Genomic DNA, 21,347 nt, shown 5'->3' on the forward strand with positions numbered 1-21,347 from the left:
GCGACTCTCCTCGGCACAGGCACACAACGTGCGCGAGCCGCGCTGCGCCGACCGCATTTACAAATCTTTTCCGGGACTTGGCTTCAGTCGTCGGCCGCGGGGTCCAGTTCGGGAAACAGCACCGAGGTGAAGCCGAAACGGCTGAAATCCTTGACCCGCATCGGATACAGCACGCCATCCAGGTGGTCGCACTCATGCTGCACCACACGGGCGTGGAAGCCTTCGGCCTCGCGTTCGATGGGCTGGCCATCGACATCGAAGCCGCGGTAGCGGATGCGCGCGCTGCGCGGCACCACGCCGCGCAGGCCTGGAACCGACAGACAGCCTTCCCAGCCGTCTTCCTGCTCGGGCCCCAGCGGCTCGATGACCGGATTCAGCAGCACCGTGGGCGGAACCGGCGGAGCATCCGGGTAGCGGGTGATGCGCTCGTAGCCGAAGATCACCAGCCGCAGGTCCACGCCGATCTGCGGCGCCGCCAGACCAGCGCCCTGCGCGGCCTTCATGGTCTCGAACATATCGGCCACCAGCTGGTGCAGCTCGGGCGTGCCGAACTCGATCACCGGCTGCGCCACGCGCAGCAAACGGGCATCGCCCATCTTCAGAATTTCGTGAACGGCCATGTCAGATGCTTCCTTGCGCTATGGTGGCGGGCATTCTATGTACGGAGACTGTTCCCGATGCCCGACTTTCTGCAAGCCCTGGGCGATGGCATCTATGCCATTGACACCGGCTTCCAGCGCGATCGTTTCGACGCTGCCTACCTGATCACCGAAGCCGGCCGCGCCGCCTTCATCGACACTGGCACCAACCACAGCGTGCCGCGCCTGCTGACCAGCCTGGATGCGCTGGGCATCGCGCGCGAGGCGGTGGACTGGGTCATCCCCACCCATGTGCACCTGGACCACGCCGGTGGCGTGGGCTTGCTGGTGCAGTCGTTGCCCACGGCACGCGTGCTGGCGCACCCGCGCGGGCTGCGCCATCTGGTCAGCCCGACGGCGCTCTGGGCCGGCGCGCTGGCCGTCTATGGCGAAGAAGAAATGCAGCGCAGCTACGGCCGCCTAGTCCCAGTGCCCGCAGCGCGCGCAGAGCCCAGCCACGACGGCCAGGTGATTGAGCTGGCTGGCCGGCCCCTGCTGTTGATCGACACCCCGGGCCACGCGCGCCATCACCACTGCATCTGGGACGAGCGCAGCGGCGGCTGGTTCACCGGCGACACCTTCGGCATCGCCTACCCGGAGTTCACGCGCGCCTCGGACGGCGCGCCCTGGCTGTTTCCCACCAGCACGCCTGTGCAGTTCGAGCCCGATGAGCTGCGCGCTTCAGTGACGCGCCTGTTGGAGAAATCGCCGCGCGCGATGTACCTGACGCACTACAGCCGCGTGGGGCGCAGTACGGATGAGGTGCGCGCGCTGGCTGACTATCTGCTGAAGCTCGTCGACGCGATGGTGCATGCCGCGCAGGCTGTGAAAGACCTGGCAGGCGCCGAGCGCCATACCGCGTTGAAAGCGCGCCTGTTATTGCTGTACCAGCAGGAAGCCTGCGCGCATCAGCCGGCGCTGACGCCAGAAGCCGCGGCCGAGCTGCTGGGCTCGGACGTGGAGCTGAACGCGCAGGGGCTGGAGATCTGGCTGGACAAGCTGCTGCAGGCGCAGCAGCAGTAAAGCCGCTCAGCCCGCCAGCGCCACGTAGACCTCCTGCACATCGTCGTTCGCGTCGATGGCGGCGAGAAAGGCTTCCACTTCCTCCAGCTCGGCCGCGCCCAGCGTGGCAGGATTCTTGGGCCGGTAGCCGAGCTTGGCCGAATTCACGCTGAAGCCCTGTGCCGGCAGCGCACGGCAGACGATGTCGAGATCGGCCGCATCGGTGTAGAACTGCGCACCGCCGCCATCGCCGCTGTCTTCGTCAGGCGCCAGGATCTCGAAGTCCTGCGCGCCGGCCTCGATGGCGGCCAGCTCGGCATCGGCGCCCGGCTGCAGTGGGCTGGCCTCGATGATGCCCAAATGGTCGAAGTCCCAGCTGACCGAGCCACTGACGCCCTGCTGACCTTTGCGGAACAGCACGCGCATGTCGGACGCGGTGCGGTTCACGTTGTCGGTCAGACACTCGACGATCACCGCCACGCGGTGCGGCGCGAAGCCCTCGTAGGTGACGCGCTCGAAGCTCACCGCTTCGCCCAGCAGACCTGCGCCCTTCTTGATGGCGCGCTCCAGTGTGTCGCGCGGCATCGAGGCCTTCTTGGCCTGCTCCACCACCATGCGCAGCCGTGCATTCATGTCAGGGTCAGCGCCATTGCGCGCGGCCTGCATGATCTCCTTGGACAGCTTGGTGAACATCCGGCCCTTGGCATTCGCCGCGATGTCCTTGTGCTTGGCTTTCCACTGTGCGCCCATACGACTTCCTTCTCTTCCTTGCTCAAGCGTTGTTGCGTTGTTCGAAACGTCCGGGCTTATACACCCGCGCTGGACGGCTGGTGCCGGGGGCGCTCAGGCGAACGGCAATGGATGGCTGGCCAAGCTTCCCCTGGATGAACCTCTTGAGCCCCGATTCAGGCGACCCCCTCAGCGGCCTTGGGCTGCTTGAAGCGGCGCGGCGTCAGCTTCTGGATCATGTCGTCCACCAGCGTGTAGAGCACCGGGATCACCAGCAAGCTCAGGAACGTGGAGGTGATCAGGCCGCCGATCACCACGATGGCCATCGGCGCACGGAAGCTGGGGTCGGTGCCGAAACCCAGGGCGATGGGCATCATGCCGGCGCCCATGGCGAGCGTGGTCATGACGATGGGACGGGCGCGCTTGTGGCAGGCATCGATGATGGCGTCGAGCCGTCCCATGCCTTGATCGCGCATGGCGACGATGGCGTACTCGACCAGCAGGATCGAGTTCTTGGTGGCGATGCCCATCAGCATGATCATGCCGATCATGGCGGGCATCGAGAGGTCGGTGCCCGTCACGAACAGCGCCAGGATGGCGCCAGGAACCGACAGCACCAGTGCCCCCAGGATGGTGATCGGCTGCACCCACGCGTGGAACAGCAGCACCAGTACGATGTAGATGCACGCCACGCCGGTGCCCATGGCCAGCAGGAAGCTGGTGCTGAGTTCGGCGAAGGCCTCGGCATCGCCGATTTCAGTCTTGATGATGCCGGGCGGCAGATCGGCGATGGAGGGCAAGGCAGTCACGCGCTGCTGCACGTCGCCCAGGGCCTGGCCGTTCAACTCAATCTCGAAGTTGATGTTGCGGGCGCGGTTGTAGCGGTCGATCTGGGCCGGGCCGGTGCTCATCTCCAGCGTGGCCACCTGGTGCAAGGGCACCGGGCCGCGCGCGCCGGGCACGGTGAGCTGGCCCAGCAGGGCCAGGTCCTGGCGCGCGGCATCGGGCAGATTCACCACCACCGGCACCTGGCGCTGCGCCAGGTTGAGCTTCGTCAGCAGTTGGTCGTAGTCACCGGCGGTGGCGATGCGCAAGGTGTCGGCAATGGCGGCGGTGCTCACACCCAGGTCAGCCGCGCGGGCAGCATCTGGCCGCACCACCAGCTCAGGCCGCTGCAGGCTGCTGCTGCTGGTGACCTGGCCAATGCCTTGCAGGGTTCGCAGCTCGCGCTCCACCTTGGCGCCGTGGGCGGCCAGGGCGTCGCCATCCTCGCCGGCCAGCACCAGCACATATTTCTCTGCCGAGCCCCCAAAGCCGACCGTGAAGCGGGCTCCGGGAATGGCCTCGATGGCGGCGCGCAGCTGGCGCTCAATGTCTTGCTTGGTGACGCCGCTACGCTCTGACCGCGGCGTCAGGTTCAGCGTCAGCGTGGCTTTGCGGGCCTCGGGCGCCCCGCTGGGCGCGAAGGGGTCGGCGCCCGCAGCGCCGCCGCCCACGGCGGTGTAGACCATTTTCACGTGCGGGTTGCTGGCCACGGCCTCGCGCGCCTGCTCGGCCACCTTCAGCGTTTGGCTGTAGGTGCTGCCGGGCTCCAGCTGGATGTAGATCTGCGTCTGGCTCAGGTCATCGGGCGGGATGAATGCGCCGGGGATCTTGCCCATCAGTAGCGGCGCGCAGCTCACAACGCCGAAAGCGAAGGTGATGGCCAAAGTCTTGCCGCGGTGCGTGAGGCACCAGCGGGCCAGGCGCAGGTAGCCGGGCATCCACTTGGGCTCACCATGGTCCTTGGCCGGCTTCTTCAACAGATAAGCCGCCATCATGGGGGTGAGCATCCGCGCCACGACCAGGCTGAAGAACACCGCGATGGCCGCCGTCCAGCCGAACTGCACGAAGAACTTGCCGGGCACACCGGCCATGAAGGCGGTGGGCAGGAACACCGCGATCAAGGTGAAGGTGGTGGCGATCACCGCCAGCCCGATCTCGTCGGCCGCCTCGCGCGCCGCCTCCAGCGGGGTTTTGCCCTGCTGCAGGTGGCGCATGATGTTTTCGATCTCGACGATGGCGTCGTCCACCAGGATGCCGATGACCAGCGACAGCGACAGCAGCGTCACCGTGTTGAGCGTGAAGCCCATCCAGTGCATCACCGCGAAGGTGGGAATGGCCGACAGCGGCAAGGCCACCGCACTCACGAAGGTGGCGCGCGCATCGCGCAGGAACCACCACACCACCACCACGGCCAGGAAGGCACCCTCCAGCAACAGCACCATGCTGCCGTGGAAGTTGTCGACCACGGGGTCGACGAAGTTGAAGGCCTCGGTGACTGTGATGTCAGGGTGCGCAGTCTTGAGTTCCGCAACGGCAGCGCGCACAGCCTCGGCCACGTCCACTTCGCCAGCGCCGCGCGAGCGGGTGATCTCAAAGCCCACCACGGGCTTGCCATTGAGCAAGGCGCCCGAGCGCTGTTCGGCCACGGTGTCTTGCACGGTCGCCACCTGATCGAGGCGCACGCGGCGGCCGTCGTTGAGTGCAATTTCCAGCGCGGCCAGCTCTTGAGCATTGGCCACGGTGGCGATGGTGCGCACGCTTTGCTCGGCGCCGGCCAGCTGGGTGCGGCCGCCCGGGGCTTCCTGCTGCACCTCGCGCAGCTTGCGCGACACCTCGGCCGCAGTCACGTTCAGTGCCAGCAGCTTGGCGGGGTCCAGCGCCACCCGCACCTCGCGGCTGACGCCACCGACGCGGCTGACCGCCCCCACCCCACGCACGGCCAGCATGCGCTTGGTGACTTGGTTGTCGACGAACCAGCTCAGGCCTTCGTCGTCCATGCTGGTGGACGCCACCGTGTAGGTCAGTATCGGCGAACCGCTCAGGCTCATCTTGGTGATGACGGGGTCGCGCAGGTCTGCCGGTAAATCCGAGCGCACGCGTGCCACGGCGTCGCGCACGTCATCCAGCGCCTCCTGGGTGGGTTTCTCCAGGCGGAACTCGGCCGTCACCGTGGCCACGCCGTCTTGCACCTTGGTGTAGAGGTTCTTCAGGCCCTGCACCGTGGCCAGGGCGTTCTCCAGCTTGCGGGCCACCTCGGTTTCCATCTGCGCCGGCGCGGTGCCGGGCAAGCTGGCGGTAACCGTGATGGTGGGCAGCTCAATGTCAGGGAACTGCTGCACCTTCATCGCCTTGAAGCCCAGAAGCCCCGCGGCCGTGAGCATGATGAAGAACAGGATCGAGGGAATGGGCTGGCGGATCGACCAGGCAGACACATTGAACATGGCGGGTCCTTGGTTCAGCGGGCTGCCGTGGTGGTGGCGGTGGGCGCAGCCGCAGGCGCAGCGGGCACCACGCGCACCGTGTCGCCATCGGCCAGGAAGCCCACGCCTTGCGTCACCACGCGGTCAGCGGCGCCCACGCCGCTTCGCACGGCCACACGGTCGGCCTGGCGCTCGCCCAGCTGCACCTTGATCTGGCGCACCTTGCTGGACTTGCTGTCCTTGCCATCTGTTTCAACCTTGAAGACATAGGCAAACCCATCGCGCAAGAGCACGGCCGATTGCGGCAGGGTCAGCACCGGCGCCTCGCCAAGCACGATCTCGCCGCGCGCAAACATGCCAGCGCGGGCTTGGCCGTTGGCTTGCACATCCACCAACACGCGCCCGTTGCGGGTGGCGGGGTCCACCGTGGGGGCCACCAGGCGCACGCGCCCTTCGATGGAACCAGTCCCTGCCGGCGTGATGCGCACGCGCTGGCCCGGGCTCACCTGCGCCAGCTCGGCGGCTGGCACCTCGGCGCGCCACTCCAGGCGCCCATCGCGGATCAGCTGGAACAGCGCCTGGCCGGGCTGGGGCAAAGCGCCCTCCACCGCGTCGCGCTGGGTGATCACACCGTCCACCGGCGCAACCACACGGGTGTGGCTCAGGCGCAGCTCATCGGCTTGCGCACGTGCCTTGAGCGAGGCCACGCGTGCCAGCGCGCCGGCTTGAGCCGCACGGGCCTGGTCCAGCTGGCTGGCACTGACGGCATCGGTGCCAGCCAAGCTCAGGGTGCGCGCGGCGGTGGCGCTGATTTCCTGCGCGCTGGCTTCGGCCTCGGCCAAGCTGGCGCGGGTGGCGGCCAAGTCGGCCTCCAGGCTGGCGCGGGCCAACTGGGCCAGTAGCTCGCCCTTCCTGACGCGCTGGCCCACATCCACCAGCACACGCTCGATGCGCTGACCGCTGGCCTCAGTGCCCACTTGCACCTCGCGCCAGGCAGCCAGGCTGCCGGTGGCGCTGAGCGTCCGTGACCAGGTTTGTGGCTGCGGACTGACCACCGCCACGCTCAGCGCGGGCTTGGGCGCGCTGGGGGTCGCCGCCTGGTTGGCCCAGGCCGTGCTGGGAAACGTGGTCGGGACCACGACAGCTGCCGTGGCCATCAGGGCCGCCAAGGCGAGGCGCGAAACAGAAGTGTTCATGGCAAGAGCAGGTTCCGGATGTCAGGAAGAAATGGGGGGGACGTTGCGCGTGGTGGCGCTCGTGGTTGCAGTCACGTTCGGCTTTGCGGCAGGGTCTTGCCAACCGCCGCCCATCGCGCGCACCAATTGCAGCCACGCGGCGATGTGCTCGCGGGCGGCGTCCAGCGCGGCGCTGCGGGTGGCCAGCGCATTGCGCTCGTCTCGCACGCGGGTTTGGCCGCTGACCAGGCCTGCACGCGCTTGGGCGGCACTGGCCTCGTCGATGCGCCGCCACTGCTGCAGCGTCGCTTCCGCCTCTTGACGCCGCTGGCTGGCGGCCTGCCAGCGCAACAGCGCTTGCTCCACCTCAGCCACCGCGCCGCGCCATTGCGCCTCCAAGCTGGCGCGGGCCAGCGCTTCGGCGGCATCGGCGGCCTGGGTTTGGGCGGCGCGCGCACCGGCATCCCACACCGGCAAGCTCAGGCTGGGCGCCAAGCTCCACACCGAGCCCATGATGTTGCTGGGCTGGACCTCCCAGCGGCTGCGTCCGACCAGGGCTGCGAAGCTGAGCTGCGGTGCGTACTGCGCAATCGCCGTACCGCGTGCCTCCCAGGCCGCGGCCAGCCATTGCCGGTGGGCCGCCGCGAGGTCGGGCCGGCGCGAAAGCAAATCGCCCGGCACCATCGTAACGGCCAGCGCCGGCGCCGCTGGCAGCGGCTGCGGCGGGCCGCTGTGGGCGCGTGCCACCTCGGCCGCATCGGTGGCACACAACAGCGCAAGGCTTTGCAGCCAAGCGCCCATTTGCTCTTGCCAAGCCTGCGCCTGCACCCGGGCGTTGGCAGCCACGGTTTGCGACAAGGCCGCCTGCGCCGCACTCAGCAAGCCGGCCTGCGCCAGCGCGGCATCGGCACGGGCGGCCGCTTCAGCCAGCTGCACGTCGCGCGCCGCGATCAAAGCCTGTCCTTGGGCATGGCGCCAAGCCAGGTAAGCCTGCACCACCTCCACCGCCAAAGTGGTGCGCGCATCGTCCACGCTCAGGGCCGCGCTCTGCGCACGCTGGTCGGCCGCATCGCGTTGGGCGCGGGCGGCGCCGAACAGGTCCAGCTCCCAGCGCGCCTGCAGCGCCCATTGCGCCGTGGTTTGAGCGGCAAAGGTGGGCGGCTGTGCACCCCGCATCGCATCGGCCTGTGCCGTCAGGCTGGGCGACAGCGCCGCCTGGCTGGCTTGCCGCTGCGCCTGTGACTGGCTCAGCCGCGCACGCGCCTGAGCCAAGGTGGGACTCTGGTTCCAAGCCTGCTCGACCAAAGCACCAATGGCGGGGTCGCCCAGTGCCTGCCACCACTGCGGCGCCAAGCTGTGCGCCGGTGCGGCAGCGGTGTTCAGCCACTGAGCCGGCAGCGCACGAGGGGCAGGCAACGGGCCGGGCGGCGTGGCACAGGCGCCCAGCAAGGCCACCAGGGCAAGGGCCGTGAAGATGCGTAAGGAAGAAATGCGCTTCATGGGGCGTCGCTTGTGGGGGGAACAACAGGGGTGGTCGGCAAGCCTGCGGCTAGCCGCTCGGCAGCCAGGGTGGCGCGAATCACGCAGCGCTGACGCTCCAGCTCGACCAAGGCCAGGGCCCAGTCGATCAGCCGGTCGCGCACATCCTCCATCACGCCTGGCGCATCCAGCCAGCCGGGCGTGATCAGGTCCTGGAAGGCACGGCCCATACAGTAGTCATGGGCCATAGCCAGCAAGCCATAGACAAGCTGGTGCACCAAGGGATCGTTGCTCTCGCAGCCGATCTGCCGGGCCATGAAGCGGGCCATGGCATGGTGGTGAGGGGCAATCGCGTCGCGCATGGCCTGCGCAAACACGGGGCTGGGGCGCAGCGTTTCGTTGAGGAACAAGCGGATCGAGGCCTCGGGCACGGCCTCAGGCGCGCTGAAGAATGGCGTAAGCAAGCGCGTCAGCGCCTCGCGCAGCCCCAGGCCCGGCGTGTCGAAACCCGCAAAGGCATGGCTCATGGCCTCGATCGGCTCCAGCAACAAGGCTCGGTACAAGCCTTCCTTGTCGCCAAAGTGGTAGTGGATCGCCCCTGGGTTGAGGCCGGCTGCGGTGCAGATTTCCCGGGTGCTGGTGGATTCGACCCCTTGCTCGGCGAACAGCTTCGAAGCCGCCAAAAGCAGCGCCGCGCGTCCATCGACCGCGCTGGCTTTGCTGCGGCGCCCGGCGCGCGCCGCCGGGCTGGCTGGCCGCTTGCCAGCCAAGCTGCTGGCGCCAGTGGGCTGAACTGGCGTGCTGCTCGCCGGCGGGGCCTGGTCTGGCGACGAAATCGGGGGGTGAGACGACATGGCGCCGCACTGTACACAAACAATCAAGCGCTTGCTTGATTAATGCTCGAAATCCCTATCGAGTGATATTCAGTCGCTAAAGCAGCTTCAAATCGCCGACTTGTGCGCTTCGTCGGCCAAATCAGCGGAAGCCACCCACCGTTCGAAGCAGGGACTTGGGTTCACCGCGTGTCTCTTGTACTTGGCGGGCGGGGCAGGCTTGACGCCTTTGCCGACAGGGCTGCGGGCCAAACACTGCAGTCCGCTTGAAGAGATTGAGCCCCTGCAGCTCCTGATGCGGGGCAGCCTGCACAAGCCAACCGCAAGGGTAGCCCCCAGCCGCCGGAGCTGCTCGAACAGCTAACCAGCGGGCATAGGCTCAGCCGAGGACCCGCAGCCCGGCGGCGGCCGGGCTGACTTCCGTCAGCCCTTGCGGCGACGGCTCGCGGCCAGTGCGGCCAAGCTGAGCCCCAGCAATGCCAGCGTGGCAGGCTCCGGCACCTCGCTGGTCTGGACCTCGAAGTTGGACGTGGTCCGCACTTCGCCAATCGTCCAGCTGATATTGTCGACCGCACCCTGGAAAGGTCCCCAGCCGCTGCCGACGCCAGCGCTGAACCCGAGGATCACGGCGCTCTGCAGAAGTTCGCTGTCTTGCCATTCGTCCAAGGTGTCGTAGGGTGTGCCGTCGGCATCGATATCGAACTCATTCTTGCCCAGGCCAAGCCCGAAGTTCCACAGCTTGCTGCTGCCGCCGACCATGTCCGACACCCAGGCGTCGGTCGGTGCACTGCCAGCGACGTTGTAGGTCCGCTCAAACACCAGACCGCCGCGGTCATTCGTCGTAGCTAGGTTGCCATCGCGGTCCAGCAAGATGCGCAGCGCCGGATGTTGCACGGGGCTGTTGCTGCTGCCACTGCTGCGGTACCAGTCGTACGACATGCCCAGGAAGGACGAGAACAAGCCCAGCGAACTGCTCGCATAGTAGTTGCCGCCAACGCTGACACCACCGGCCAAGTACTCGACATCCGCCTTGTAGGACGCGCCACCAGGCCCCGCGGTGCCTGAGAAAGCCACCGATCCGTTGCCGGAGCGGGCATAGCTGGTGCTGACGCCAACCGAGCCGCCGTTGCGCACATTGTTGTAGTACCAGCCGGTGCCCCCCACCGCCTGCCCCTGGTTGATGGCCGTCGCGTTGGTGAATGCATCGCCGGGTGCAGCGCCGTTGGCGTAGACCGTTGCCGCCGTGGCGGCAGCACAGAATCCAGCGCTGGCAGCCAGAGTGGCCACCGTGCCAAGCATTTGTGTCAAGCGTGTCATCAGTCAGCTCCCGGAGTTGCGTTGGTTTGCCATGTCTGGATGGCCAAAGTGAACAAGCAATATCCAGGCCGCGGACGTAACACATTGATTGAGCGGAACAATTCGTTTTTGGCCGGATCCAGGTGTAAAGCAAGTCGACACGGATTCAGGCTCAGGCCCCTCTGCCGCCGCCAGACCCAGGGCCTACAAGCGCACCAGCCTCAACACTGGCGCGCCACGAAGCAAGGCCCCATGCCGCAGCCTGGCACGCGCGCGAGCGGAGCTCGATCAGCCCTTCAGCACCCAAGTTCAGTCGTGTTTGACCGTCGCTCCTTGCGAGCCCTACAGTGGGGGGAAAATGTTGGGGCCGTCGATGAAGCTGTTTTTGACCAGGCACGAGTTGGACTTGCTGGAGCAAAGCCTGCCCCTGAAGACCGGGTTAGATCAGCTGAGGACACGGGTCGAGCTGGCCTGGTATTGGCGCCAGACCGACAGCCGGCAGGCACTCCTCTGGGCGGAGTCCGGCGAACGCCGCCTGGCCGAACGGGCCGAGCTGGCACCCGAGGCGACGCTGAATGCTGCCATCCCGAGCCTGGAAGCACGTCTGCTGCTGGTGCGCGCCGAACTGCAATTTCTGGCGGCCGAGCTCGATCGAGCCTTGCAGACCGCAATTCAGGCAGAAACCCTGTTCGAGGCCTGCCAGGACTTGGCGGGCCGGGGCGACGCACACTGGCTGCGCGCGCAGATTCTGGAGGACAAGGGCCAGGCCGGACCGGCTGCCGCCGCCATGGATGCCGCACAGCAGGTCTATCAGGCAGCCGCCGACACGGACCGGCTGCACGCTTTGCAGGCACGCCGCCTGACGCGCTCGGTGTTCGAAGACCCGCTGGCCGCAGCGGCTGCCCTGCAGCAGGACTTTCCGGCGGGGCGGGACTGGCCATTACCGGTGGCCTTCTGGGTCGACAGTGCACGCGGCCTGGTCTGCGCGATGAGCGGTGACCCCGCGGCCTCCATCAAGCACTTCATGCGCGCCTATGAGCTCGGGCTGGACATGGGTCAACTGAGGTTCGCACTGGTGTCTGGCAGCAATGCCGCGGAGTCGTTTCTGCGACTGGGCGATCTGGACACCGCCCTGACCCTGCATGAAGAGCATCTGGTGCTGGGGCGCAAGGTGGGCTGGCCAGCCAGCCTGGGGCTGTGCCTGTTCAAGCTCGGCAGCGCCATGCGGGCCTTGGGGCGCAACGCAGAGGCACGCGGCTACCTGCAGGAGAGCGCCCAGCAACTGGCACAAGTGCCGGGGTCGCGTTCACAAGCCCAAGTGCTGGTGGAACTGGCTGAGCTGGAGCTGGCGGATGGCCGCTGCGCCAGCGCCACCGAGGCCTTTGAAGCCTTGCTGACACAGCGCAATGTCAAGTTGTCGGCCGACCTCCTGCTGATCGCGCTACTGGGCCAGGCAGCAGCGCTCTTGGCTGTGGGGCGGCAGCCTGCCGCCAGCGAAGCGGCAGCGGCTGCACTGCAGCTGGCCACGAGCCTGGGCGATGTGCTTGGGCAGGTGAAGGCCTTGCAAATCGCGGCGCAGATGCCGGACTACGACGCGCTGCAGTGCTTGCGGCAGGCGCTGGCGCTGGCAGGCACCATCAAGGGCTATGCCGCTACACCTGAGCTGCTGGACCAGCTGGCCGCCGCCGAAGCCTCAGCCGGTGAGCACGAGGCAGCGTACGCCCATGGCCTGGCCGCCCACCAGGCCTACCGCAAGAGCCAGACCGCTGCGGTTCAGCAGCGCTCGGTGGCGCTGCGGGTCAAGTACGAGCTGGAGCAGGCTCAGGCCCAGGCAGCCTTGCACCGCCAGGCCGCCGAGACCTTGCGTGAGGCAAATGCGACGCTCGAAAGTCTGGGGGCGATGGGGCGCGAAATCACGGCATGCCTGCAGGCTGAAAGCGTTTTCGAGACCCTGAACAAACATGTGGACCAGCTGCTGGACGCCAGCTGCTTCCTGGTCTTCATGCTGACGCAACAGCCCGAGGGCGAGTCGACCGCCGGCCAGTTGCTGCTGAGCTACGGTTTCGAGAACGGGCAGGCCTTGGCGCCTGAGACGCTCGCGATGGACGGCGATTCGGTGCTCGCCCGCTGCGCCCGCGAACGTGAGGAACTGCTGATCAATCTGGAGCATGAGAGCGACGATGCGCCACGCCAGATTCCGGGCACGCTGGAAACCAAGAGCCTCCTGTTCGGCCCGCTGCTGGCAGGCGACCGACTGCTGGGGGTGCTGTCGATCCAGTCGCCGCGCCGGAATGCCTATGGCGACCGGGAGCGATTCATCTTCAAGGCCCTGTGCGCCTACGGAGCGATTGCGCTGGACAACGCACAGGCCTACACCCGCACCGAAGCCGCCCAGCAGCAGACGCATGCCGCCCTGATGGAACTGCGGCGCGTGCAGCGCGATCTGATCGAGCGCGAGAAGCTCGCGGCGCTGGGTGCGCTGGTGGCAGGCGTGGCACATGAACTCAACACCCCGATCGGCAACAGCTTGCTGGTGGCCAGCACCTTGCAATCGGACAGCGCCGCCCTGTCAGCCGCCTTGCACGAGGGTCACTTGCGCAAATCGCAGCTGGACCAGTTCAGCGGCAGCGCCCAAAGCGCCTGCAACCTGCTGGTGCGGAATCTGGCCAGGGCAGCCGAGCTGGTGAGCAGCTTCAAGCAGCTTGCGGTGGACCAGAGCTCGGAACGCCGTCGCGAGTTTTCATTGCAGCAAACTTGCCAGGAACTGGAACTGACGCTGAAGCCTGTGCTGGAGCGCGACGGCCACGCCTTGAGCCTGCGGATCGACGAGCGCCTGACGCTGGACAGCTACCCAGGCCCCTTGGGGCAGGTGCTCAGCAATCTGGTCATCAACGCCATCCACCACGGCTTCGACGGCAGGCGAGGCGGCCAGATGCGGCTGAGCGCGGAACCGCAAGGAACAGCGCATGTGCTGCTGAGCTTCGAGGATGACGGTCGCGGCGTTGCAGCCGACCATCTGGACCGCATCTTCGAGCCCTTTTTCACCACCCGTCTGGGCCAGGGCGGCAGCGGGCTGGGCCTGCACATCAGCTACAACATCGTGCGCAATGTGCTGGGCGGCAGCATCACGGTCAGCAGCGCCCCAGGCCAGGGGACCCGCTTCACCCTGCTCCTGCCGCGGGTCGCGCCGCAGGCTGACAACGCGCCGCTCTGAGGCCGCAGCCCAGGCGCTTGAAGCACACCGGTCTCAGCCCGTGATCAGCCGATCGCGGCCTTCGCTCTTGGCTTGGTAGAGCGCCCTGTCCGCCCGCGACAGCAAGGCATTGCGCCCTTCACCGCCCCTGTCGTCCGCCTGCACCAGGCCCGCCGAGCAGCTGTAACGAAACTCGGGCTGCAGCGCCAGCGGCTGCGAGGCGCGCACTGCGACCAGGAGCCGTTGCAGTACCCGCTCGGCCTCCGGCAGCGGCGTATCCGGCAGCACCAGCACAAACTCCTCGCCGCCGAGCCTCGCGGCAATATCGGCGCGGCGCACCGACTGCCGCAACAGATGCGCGAAGTCTTGGAGCACCAGGTCACCCCCGTCATGGCCGAAGCTGTCGTTGATGCGCTTGAAGTGGTCAAGGTCAAGCACGGCCAGGCTCAGGGGCACAGCCGGATCACGCGCCAGCAAGGCGTCTAGCCGCTCCAGGCAGTAGCGACGGTTGCTCAGCTGGGTGAGCTCATCGGTCCAGGCGGCGCGCTGCGCCAGATCACGCTCCTGGCGCAGATCGCGACCTTCGGTGTGCAGGCCGCTCACATCGCTGGCGATGCACAACATCCAGCCATTGGCCAACGTGGTCTCGCACATCAGCAACCAACGGCCATCCGACAAGCTGGTTTCGAAGCTGCGAAAGGGCAGCTTGCCTCGCCGGGACTGTGCCGCTGCCAGCCAGGCTTCGAAGTCAGTGGTCGAGACCTGGGTGCCCCGTCCGCTGCGGTAGCCCAGCCGCATCAGCTCTGCCCAGGTCGGCAGCTCCGCGGCCGACAGCCCCAGCGCCAGCCGGAAAGCGCGGTTCGCGAAACGCAACTGGTCGCGCGCATCGAACACGGCCACCAACTGCTCGCTCGCCTCGAAAAGCGCTGGCAGGTTCTCCAATTCGGATGGGCCTAACTGCATGCAGCTATTCTGCCTCCAGCCCCAGGAAGCCTCCGCTCTGATGCGCCCACAGCCGCGCATAGATGCCGCCCGCGGCCAGCAGTTCGGCATGCGAGCCTTGCTCGACGATGCGGCCGGCATCCATCACCACCAGGCGGTCCAGCGCGGCGATGGTGGAGAGGCGGTGGGCGATGGCAATGACAGTCTTGCCTTCCATCAGCGTGTAGAGGCTTTGCTGGATCGCCGCCTCCACCTCGCTGTCCAGCGCGCTGGTAGCTTCGTCCAGCAGCAGGATGGGCGCATCCTTCAGCATCACGCGCGCAATCGCGATGCGCTGGCGCTGGCCGCCGCTGAGCTTGACGCCGCGCTCGCCCACATGCGCCTCCAGGCCGGTGCGGCCCTTGGGATCTGAAAGCGTGGCAATGAACTCGGCCGCGTGGGCGCGCTCCACCGCAGTCTGCAACTCGGCCGGCGCGGCGCCGGGACGACCATAAAGCACGTTATCCGCCACCGAGCGGTGCAGCAGCGAGGTGTCCTGCGTGACCATGCCGATGTGGCTGCGCAGCGAGTCCTGCGTCACCCGCGCAATGTCCTGCCCGTCGATCAGGATGCGGCCGCCATCGGCCGGCAGATCGTGCAAGCGCAGCAGCAGGTTCACCAGCGTGCTCTTGCCCGCACCGCTGCGGCCCACCAGGCCGATCTTCTCGCCGGGGCGGATGGCCAACTCCAGCCCGTCGATCACCGCCCTGCCCTCGCCATAGCCGAAGCGCAGCTGCTCGAAGCGGACCTCGCCGCGCGGCACCTGCAGCGCGGTGGCGTCCGGCGCGTCCACCACAGTCTGCGGTTTGGCCAGCGTCTGAAGCCCGTCCTGCACGGTGCCGATGTGCTCGAACAGCGAGGCCATCTCCCACATCACCCAATGCGAGATGCCGTTCAGGCGCATCGCCATGGCGGTGGCTGCCGCCACGGCACCGGCGCCGATGGCGCCCTGGCCCCACAGCACGAGGGCCAGCAGCGCGGTGCAGCCCACCAGCAGCGCCGACAGCAAGGTGTTGACCACCTCGAAGCCGGTCACCAGTCGCATCTGCGCATAGGCCGTCGTCATGAACTCGTCCATCGCGCCGCGCGCATGCGCGGCCTCGCGCTGGCTGTGCGCGAACAGCTTGACGGTGGCGATATTCGTGTAAGCGTCGGTGATGCGGCCGGTCATCAGGCTGCGCGCATCGGCCTGCTTCTCGGCCACCTTGCCCAGGCGCGGCACGTAGAAACGCAGCGCCGCCACATACAGCAGGAGCCACACCGCAAAAGGCAGCATCAACCAGGGGTCGAAGCTGCCAACGATGGCCACCAGCGTGCCGAAGTAGACGATCACATAGACCAGGATGTCGACCACGATCAGCCAGGTGTCGCGCACTGCCAGCGCGGTCTGCATCACCTTGGTGGCGATGCGGCCGGCGAACTCGTCGCCGAAGAAGGACAGGCTTTGCGCCAGCATGCGGCGGTGGAACAGCCAGCGCAGCCGCATCGGGAAGTTGCCGAACACGGCCTGATACTTGGTCAGCGCTTGCGCAGCCGCCAGCCCCACGCTGGCCACCAGCACGCCGCCCAGCAGCCACAACACGGGCTGCGGTTCCTGCCAGAGCTGCGCGGGCTGGATGCCAGCCAGCCAATCGACCAGCCGCGCCATCAAGCTGAACAGCAGCGCCTCGGCCGCGGCAATTCCGGCAGTCAGCAGTGTCACCAGCAGCAGCTGCGGCCGCAGGCCTTCGCTGCAGCGCCACAGGAAGGCGAAGAAACGCGCCGGCGGCGCGGCCAATGCAGCGTCCGGATAGGGATCAACCCAGCGCTCAAAACGCGCGGCCAGGCCGCGCCAGGAGTTTTTCGACGTGTCTTCTTGCATGCGGTCAGTGTCGCAGAGCACTGCCGCCAGCGTTATGGCAGGAACTGCGGGCTCAGGCGTCCAGCCCCAGCTCCTGGATCTTGCGGGTGATGGTGTTGCGGCCAATGCCCAGCTTCTGCGCCGCCTCGATGCGCCGGCCGCGGGTGACATCCAGCGCGGTGAGGATCAGGCTGGCTTCGAAGCGGCGGGTCAGCGCTTCCCAGACCTCGGGCTCGCCGGCCTGCAGCAGGCGGCGTGCCTCGCGCGCCATCTCGGCCACCCAGGCATCAGGACCGGCGCCGAAGCCCGGCCCTGGTGCTGCGGCCGACGCCAGCTCGCCCAGACCTGGCGGAAGGCTGGCAGCCGCAGACTGCGGCGCTGCCGTGGTGGTCAGCGGCTGCTGCAGCAATTCCTGCGGCAGATCCTTGGGCTCCACCACCTGGGTCGGCGCCATGACGCTAAGCCAATGGCAGACGTTCTCCAGCTGGCGCACATTGCCCGGAAACTCAAAGTTCGTCAGCCGAGCCAATGCCGCATCCGACAGGCGCTTGGCCTCGATGCCCAGCTCGGTGGCGCTGCGCTGCAAAAAGTAGCGAGCAAGCACCGGAATGTCTTCGCGGCGCTCGCGCAGCGCAGGCAGACGCAAGCGGATCACATTGAGGCGGTGGAACAAGTCCTCGCGGAACACGCCTTGGCGCACCCGCTCTTCCAGGTTCTGGTGGGTGGCGGCGATCACCCGCACGTTGGCGCGCAGTGGGCTGTGGCCGCCGACGCGGTAGAACTGGCCGTCCGAAAGGACGCGCAGCAGCCGCGTTTGCAGATCAAGCGGCATGTCGCCGATCTCATCCAGGAACAGGGTGCCGCCGTCGGCCTGCTCGAAGCGGCCACGGCGGGTGGCCTGTGCGCCGGTGAAGGCGCCTCGCTCGTGGCCGAACAGCTCGCTTTCAAGCAGGTCCTTTGGGATGGCCGCCGTGTTGATCGCGACAAACGGCCCTTCGGCGCGCGGGCTGTGCTTGTGCAGCGCACGTGCGACCAGTTCCTTGCCCGAGCCGGACTCGCCGGTGATCAGCACCGTGACATGGCTCTGGCTGAGGCGGCCGATGGCGCGGAACACGTCCTGCATGGCGGGCGCCTGGCCCAGCATCTCGGGCACTTGCGCGGCAGCCTCCTCGGCCACGGCCTCGCGCTGGCTTTCTTCCTGCGCGCGGCGGATCAGCTCGACGGCGCGCGACAGGTCGAAGGGCTTGGGCAGGTATTCAAAGGCGCCGCCCTGGAAGGCCGAGACGGCGCTGTCCAGGTCGGAGTAGGCCGTCATGATGATGACCGGCAGGCCCGGCAGCTTTTCCTTGACCTTGGCCAGCAGATCGAGGCCCGAGCCGCCCGGCATGCGGATGTCGGACACCAGCACCTGGGGGCTGTCCTCCTCGAGCGCGGCAAGCAGGTCGCGCGCATTGCTGAAGCTGCGCACCGGCAGGCCTTCACGCGCCAGCGCCTTCTCAAGCACAAAGCGGATCGAGTGGTCGTCGTCAACAATCCAGATGGATTTCATGGGCTTGGTTTCCCTGCGGGTCTTCGGTCATGCCAGCGCCTGGATCTCAGGGCAAGGGCAAGGTGATGCGAAAGTCTGTCCGGCCCGGTTCGCTGTCGCAATCGATCATGCCTTGGTGTTGTTGCGCAATCGTTTGAGCCAGCGTCAGGCCAAGTCCCGATCCGCCGTCTCGCCCTGAAACCAGGGGGTAGAAGATGCGGTCTCGGATCTCGGCCGGCACACCGGGGCCGTTGTCCTGCACATGCAATTCCAGTGCCAAGCGCCAGCGCTGCTTGCCGATCGTGACCTGCCGGGCCACTCGCGTCTGCAGGGTGATCACGGCCGTGCCTTCGGCGATCTGTGCATGCAGGGCCTGGGCCGCGTTCTGCGCGATATTGAGCACGGCCTGGATCAGCTGCTCGCGGTCGCCCCGGAAGTCAGGCAGCGAGGTGTCGTAGTCGCGCTCGATCTTGAGGCCGCGCGGGTACTCCGCCAGCACCACCGAGCGCACCCGCTCGCAGACCTCGTGGATGTTGACGTCACCCACCACCTGGGCACGCCGGTGCGGTGCCAGCAAGCGGTCCACCAGCACCTGCAGGCGGTCGGCCTCGTGCACGATGACCTGGGTGTACTCGTTGAGTTCAAGACCGAGCTCGGTGCCCTGAAGCTCCAGCGCCAGCAGCTGCGCCGCGCCGCGGATGCCGCCCAGCGGGTTCTTGATCTCGTGGGCCAGATTGCGGATCAATTCCTTGGTGGCCTGCACCTGGTCCAGCGTGCGCTCTTCGCGATCCTGGCGCGCCTGCTGCGCGTTCTCGATCAGCTCGACCAGCACCAGCTCCGGGCTGTCGGTCTGGCTGACGATGACCTGCACTGGCAGCAGATCCTCATGCGGCCGCGGGCCGCGCCGCAAAAGGCCGTCGAAGCGGCTGCTGGCCACGGTATTGCGCGCGACGGCAGACACTGCGTCCGACAGGTGTGCCGGGTCGGAGAACCAGTCACTCAGGATGGCACCCTGCACCGTGCGGCGCGACAGTCGCATCACATCCTCGAAGGCCGTGTTGGCAAACACGCAGTCGCCATCGGGACGAACCACTGCCACCATGGTGGCCAGCAGATCGAAGGCGTCAAAGCTTCCGCCCGGCGGGCGTGGGTCGTTGTCGTTCATGGTGTCGGGGGCTGATGGCACACCCGACGAGCGGGTGTGTCAGGGCAGCTTGCTGATTTCGCGCTTGAGCGCCTGGATGTCATTTTCCTGGCGGCTGATGGCCGCCTTGATCTCGGCCACGCGGTCGAGATAGCGCTGGTAGTTGCGCTCATCGCCGCGCCGTTCGGGGGCACCGGCCGAGAAGTCGCGCTGCAGAGCAGCCAAGCGCTCTTCTGCCTCACGCAATTCGGTCTCCAGCACGCGGCGGCGCTCGCCGTCTCGGCTGCGCTGCTGGGCCGGGTCAACACGGGCCTCACTGCGCCCCTCCGTCGTGCGCGGCGCCGAAGCCGGCGGCTGAGTGGCGCCGCCCGCGCCTGCAGCAGACGTTGGAGCTGCCGGCCGCGGACGCATCGGCTGCAGCACGGTGATGGGCGTGCCTTCGATCGAACGGCAACCCTTGTCCTGGGCCTCCTTCGGACTCAACGCATCGGTGTACAGCACCGGCGGCCCAGGGCAGCGATACACCACTGACTGTGCCGACGCGGTGCTGCCCGCGGCAATCAGCGCCAAGCCAAGAATCAGGACGGCAGGTCGGATGTGCATGGCGCGATTGTGGCCCATACCGGCGACGCCAAAAAAGAAGGGACGGCGGCTGCCGTCCCTCGCTGCGGGAGGGCCGCGATGCGCGCTCTGCTGCACGCATGCTGCCCGCCGACATCACAGTGCGTAGTACATGTCGAACTCGACCGGATGCGTTGCCATGCGGAAACGCGTCACTTCCTGCATCTTCAGGTCGATGTAGGCGTCGATGTAGGCATCGGTGAACACGCCACCCTTGGTCAGGAAGGCACGGTCCTTGTCCAGATATTCCAGCGCCTGGTCCAGGCTGTGGCAGACGGTCGGCACCAGCTTGTCCTCTTCCGGGGGCAGGTGGTACAGATCCTTGGTGGCAGCCTCGCCCGGATGGATCTTGTTTTCCACGCCGTCCAGACCAGCCATCAGCAGTGCGGCGAAGCACAGATAGGGGTTGGCCGAAGGATCGGGGAAGCGTGCCTCGACGCGACGGCCCTTGGGGTTCGCCACATAGGGGATGCGGATCGAGGCCGAGCGGTTCTTGGCCGAGTAGGCCAGCTTCACCGGGGCTTCGAAACCAGGCACCAGACGCTTGTACGAGTTCGTACCCGGGTTGGTGATGGCGTTCAGCGCGCGAGCGTGCTTGATGATGCCGCCGATGTAGTACAGCGCGAACTCGCTCAGGCCGGCATAGCCGTCGCCAGCGAACAGGTTCTTGCCGTCCTTCCACACGGACTGGTGCACGTGCATGCCGGAACCGTTGTCGCCAACGATGGGCTTGGGCATGAAGGTCGCGGTCTTGCCATAGGCGTGAGCAACGTTCTGCACCACGTACTTCTGCAGCTGGGTCCAGTCAGCGCGCTGCACCAGCGAGCTGAAGCGGGTGCCGATTTCCATCTGGCCGGCATTCGCCACTTCGTGGTGATGCACTTCAACCGGAATGCCCAGCTGTTCCAGGATCAGGCACATCTCCGAGCGCATGTCTTGGCCGCTGTCGACCGGGGGCACGGGGAAGTAGCCGCCCTTGACGGTGGGACGGTAGCCGCTGTTGCCGTGCTCGTATTCCTTGCCGGTGTTCCAGGCGGCTTCTTCGGCTTCGATCTTGAAGAACGAGCCCGACATGTCATTGGCCCAGCGCACCGAGTCAAAGATGAAGAACTCGGGCTCAGGACCGAAGTAGGCAGTGTCGCCCAGGCCCGAAGCCTTCAGGTAGGCCTCGGCGCGCTTGGCCAGCGAACGCGGGTCGCGCTCATAGGCCTTGCCGTCGGCCGGATCGATGACGTCGCAGGTCAGGATCAGGGTCGGCTCTTCGAAGAAGGGGTCGATATTGGCCGTGCTGGGGTCCGGCATCAGCAGCATGTCAGAGGCTTCGATACCCTTCCAGCCGGCGATCGACGAGCCGTCAAAAGCGTGGCCGGAGACAAACTTGTCTTCGTCGAAATGCGAGACAGGCACGGAAACGTGCTGCTCCTTGCCACGGGTGTCGGTGAAGCGGAAGTCAACGAACTTGACTTCGTTTTCCTTCACCATGTTCATCACGTCGGCGACGGTCTTGGCCATCAGTCACTCCTAGCGGATAGCTGTGTACGCATGTTGCGTACGGTTTGCGGAAGAAAAAGGTTCGACGAATTCTTGGGCGAGCGGGGTACGCACGCGCCAGAGTTAAAGCAGTTACCGTGCCAGCCATCATT

Annotated in this window: 15 protein-coding genes; 2 read left to right on the forward strand and 13 right to left on the reverse strand. The window is 66.9% G+C overall.

Annotated features, from left to right (window positions below; genetic code table 11):
• Positions 1-83: 83 nt before the first annotated feature.
• Positions 84-620: a peptide deformylase gene (gene def, locus ACIQ67_RS00380; RefSeq protein ID WP_397532352.1), complete on the reverse strand. Its 537-nt coding sequence runs from the start codon at positions 618-620 to the stop codon at positions 84-86.
• A gap of 57 nt (positions 621-677) precedes the next feature.
• Here def and ACIQ67_RS00385 point away from each other — a divergent pair, with 57 nt between their 5' ends.
• Positions 678-1,661, forward strand: coding sequence for an MBL fold metallo-hydrolase (locus ACIQ67_RS00385; RefSeq protein ID WP_397532353.1), 984 nt, complete (start codon positions 678-680; stop codon positions 1,659-1,661).
• Between the two features lie 6 nt (positions 1,662-1,667).
• Here the strand turns inward: ACIQ67_RS00385 and ACIQ67_RS00390 are convergent, their stop codons facing one another.
• From ACIQ67_RS00390 to ACIQ67_RS00415, 6 genes are all read right to left on the reverse strand, one after another.
• On the reverse strand, positions 1,668-2,390 hold the full coding sequence (locus ACIQ67_RS00390) for a YebC/PmpR family DNA-binding transcriptional regulator (RefSeq protein ID WP_397532354.1): 723 nt from the start codon (positions 2,388-2,390) through the stop codon (positions 1,668-1,670).
• Between the two features lie 155 nt (positions 2,391-2,545).
• Positions 2,546-5,635 (reverse strand): efflux RND transporter permease subunit, encoded by a 3,090-nt coding sequence (locus ACIQ67_RS00395; protein WP_397532355.1) that lies wholly within the window; start codon positions 5,633-5,635, stop codon positions 2,546-2,548.
• 14 nt (positions 5,636-5,649) lie between these two features.
• Entirely contained in the window at positions 5,650-6,810 is a 1,161-nt protein-coding gene (locus ACIQ67_RS00400; RefSeq protein WP_397532356.1) for an efflux RND transporter periplasmic adaptor subunit, read from the reverse strand.
• A 21-nt stretch (positions 6,811-6,831) separates the two neighbouring features.
• Positions 6,832-8,289, reverse strand: a complete 1,458-nt coding sequence (locus ACIQ67_RS00405) for a TolC family protein (RefSeq protein ID WP_397532357.1) — start codon at positions 8,287-8,289, stop codon at positions 6,832-6,834.
• Entirely contained in the window at positions 8,286-9,122 is an 837-nt protein-coding gene (locus tag ACIQ67_RS00410) for a TetR/AcrR family transcriptional regulator (RefSeq protein ID WP_397532358.1), read from the reverse strand. Before ACIQ67_RS00410 ends, ACIQ67_RS00405 begins: the two co-directional genes overlap by 4 nt.
• Positions 9,123-9,524: 402 nt before the next feature.
• Complete coding sequence (locus tag ACIQ67_RS00415; RefSeq protein ID WP_397532359.1) at positions 9,525-10,418, reverse strand: PEP-CTERM sorting domain-containing protein; 894 nt, start codon at positions 10,416-10,418, stop codon at positions 9,525-9,527.
• Positions 10,419-10,770: 352 nt separating this feature from the next.
• Between ACIQ67_RS00415 and ACIQ67_RS00420 the strand changes: the two genes are divergently transcribed.
• Positions 10,771-13,611, forward strand: coding sequence for an ATP-binding protein (locus ACIQ67_RS00420; protein WP_397532360.1), 2,841 nt, complete (start codon positions 10,771-10,773; stop codon positions 13,609-13,611).
• A 33-nt stretch (positions 13,612-13,644) separates the two neighbouring features.
• On the opposite strand, the gene ACIQ67_RS00425 is transcribed toward ACIQ67_RS00420, so the two are convergent.
• From ACIQ67_RS00425 to glnA, 6 genes are all read right to left on the reverse strand, one after another.
• The gene (locus ACIQ67_RS00425) at positions 13,645-14,553 is read right to left on the reverse strand and encodes a diguanylate cyclase domain-containing protein (protein WP_397532361.1); all 909 of its coding nucleotides are present in this window, start codon (positions 14,551-14,553) and stop codon (positions 13,645-13,647) included.
• A gap of 4 nt (positions 14,554-14,557) precedes the next feature.
• Positions 14,558-16,432: an ABC transporter ATP-binding protein gene (locus ACIQ67_RS00430; protein ID WP_397532362.1), complete on the reverse strand. Its 1,875-nt coding sequence runs from the start codon at positions 16,430-16,432 to the stop codon at positions 14,558-14,560.
• A gap of 52 nt (positions 16,433-16,484) precedes the next feature.
• Positions 16,485-17,960, reverse strand: a complete 1,476-nt coding sequence (gene ntrC / locus ACIQ67_RS00435; protein WP_397532363.1) for a nitrogen regulation protein NR(I) — start codon at positions 17,958-17,960, stop codon at positions 16,485-16,487.
• 46 nt (positions 17,961-18,006) lie between these two features.
• Positions 18,007-19,104, reverse strand: a complete 1,098-nt coding sequence (gene glnL / locus ACIQ67_RS00440; RefSeq protein WP_397532364.1) for a nitrogen regulation protein NR(II) — start codon at positions 19,102-19,104, stop codon at positions 18,007-18,009.
• Between the two features lie 39 nt (positions 19,105-19,143).
• Positions 19,144-19,686: a hypothetical protein gene (locus ACIQ67_RS00445; RefSeq protein ID WP_397532365.1), complete on the reverse strand. Its 543-nt coding sequence runs from the start codon at positions 19,684-19,686 to the stop codon at positions 19,144-19,146.
• 114 nt (positions 19,687-19,800) lie between these two features.
• The gene (gene glnA / locus ACIQ67_RS00450) at positions 19,801-21,216 is read right to left on the reverse strand and encodes a type I glutamate--ammonia ligase (protein WP_397532366.1); all 1,416 of its coding nucleotides are present in this window, start codon (positions 21,214-21,216) and stop codon (positions 19,801-19,803) included.
• Positions 21,217-21,347 lie beyond the last annotated feature (131 nt).

The sequence above is a fragment of the Roseateles sp. genome (assembly GCF_044373315.1).
Taxonomy (GTDB): Bacteria; Pseudomonadota; Gammaproteobacteria; order Burkholderiales; family Burkholderiaceae_C; genus JACDQM01.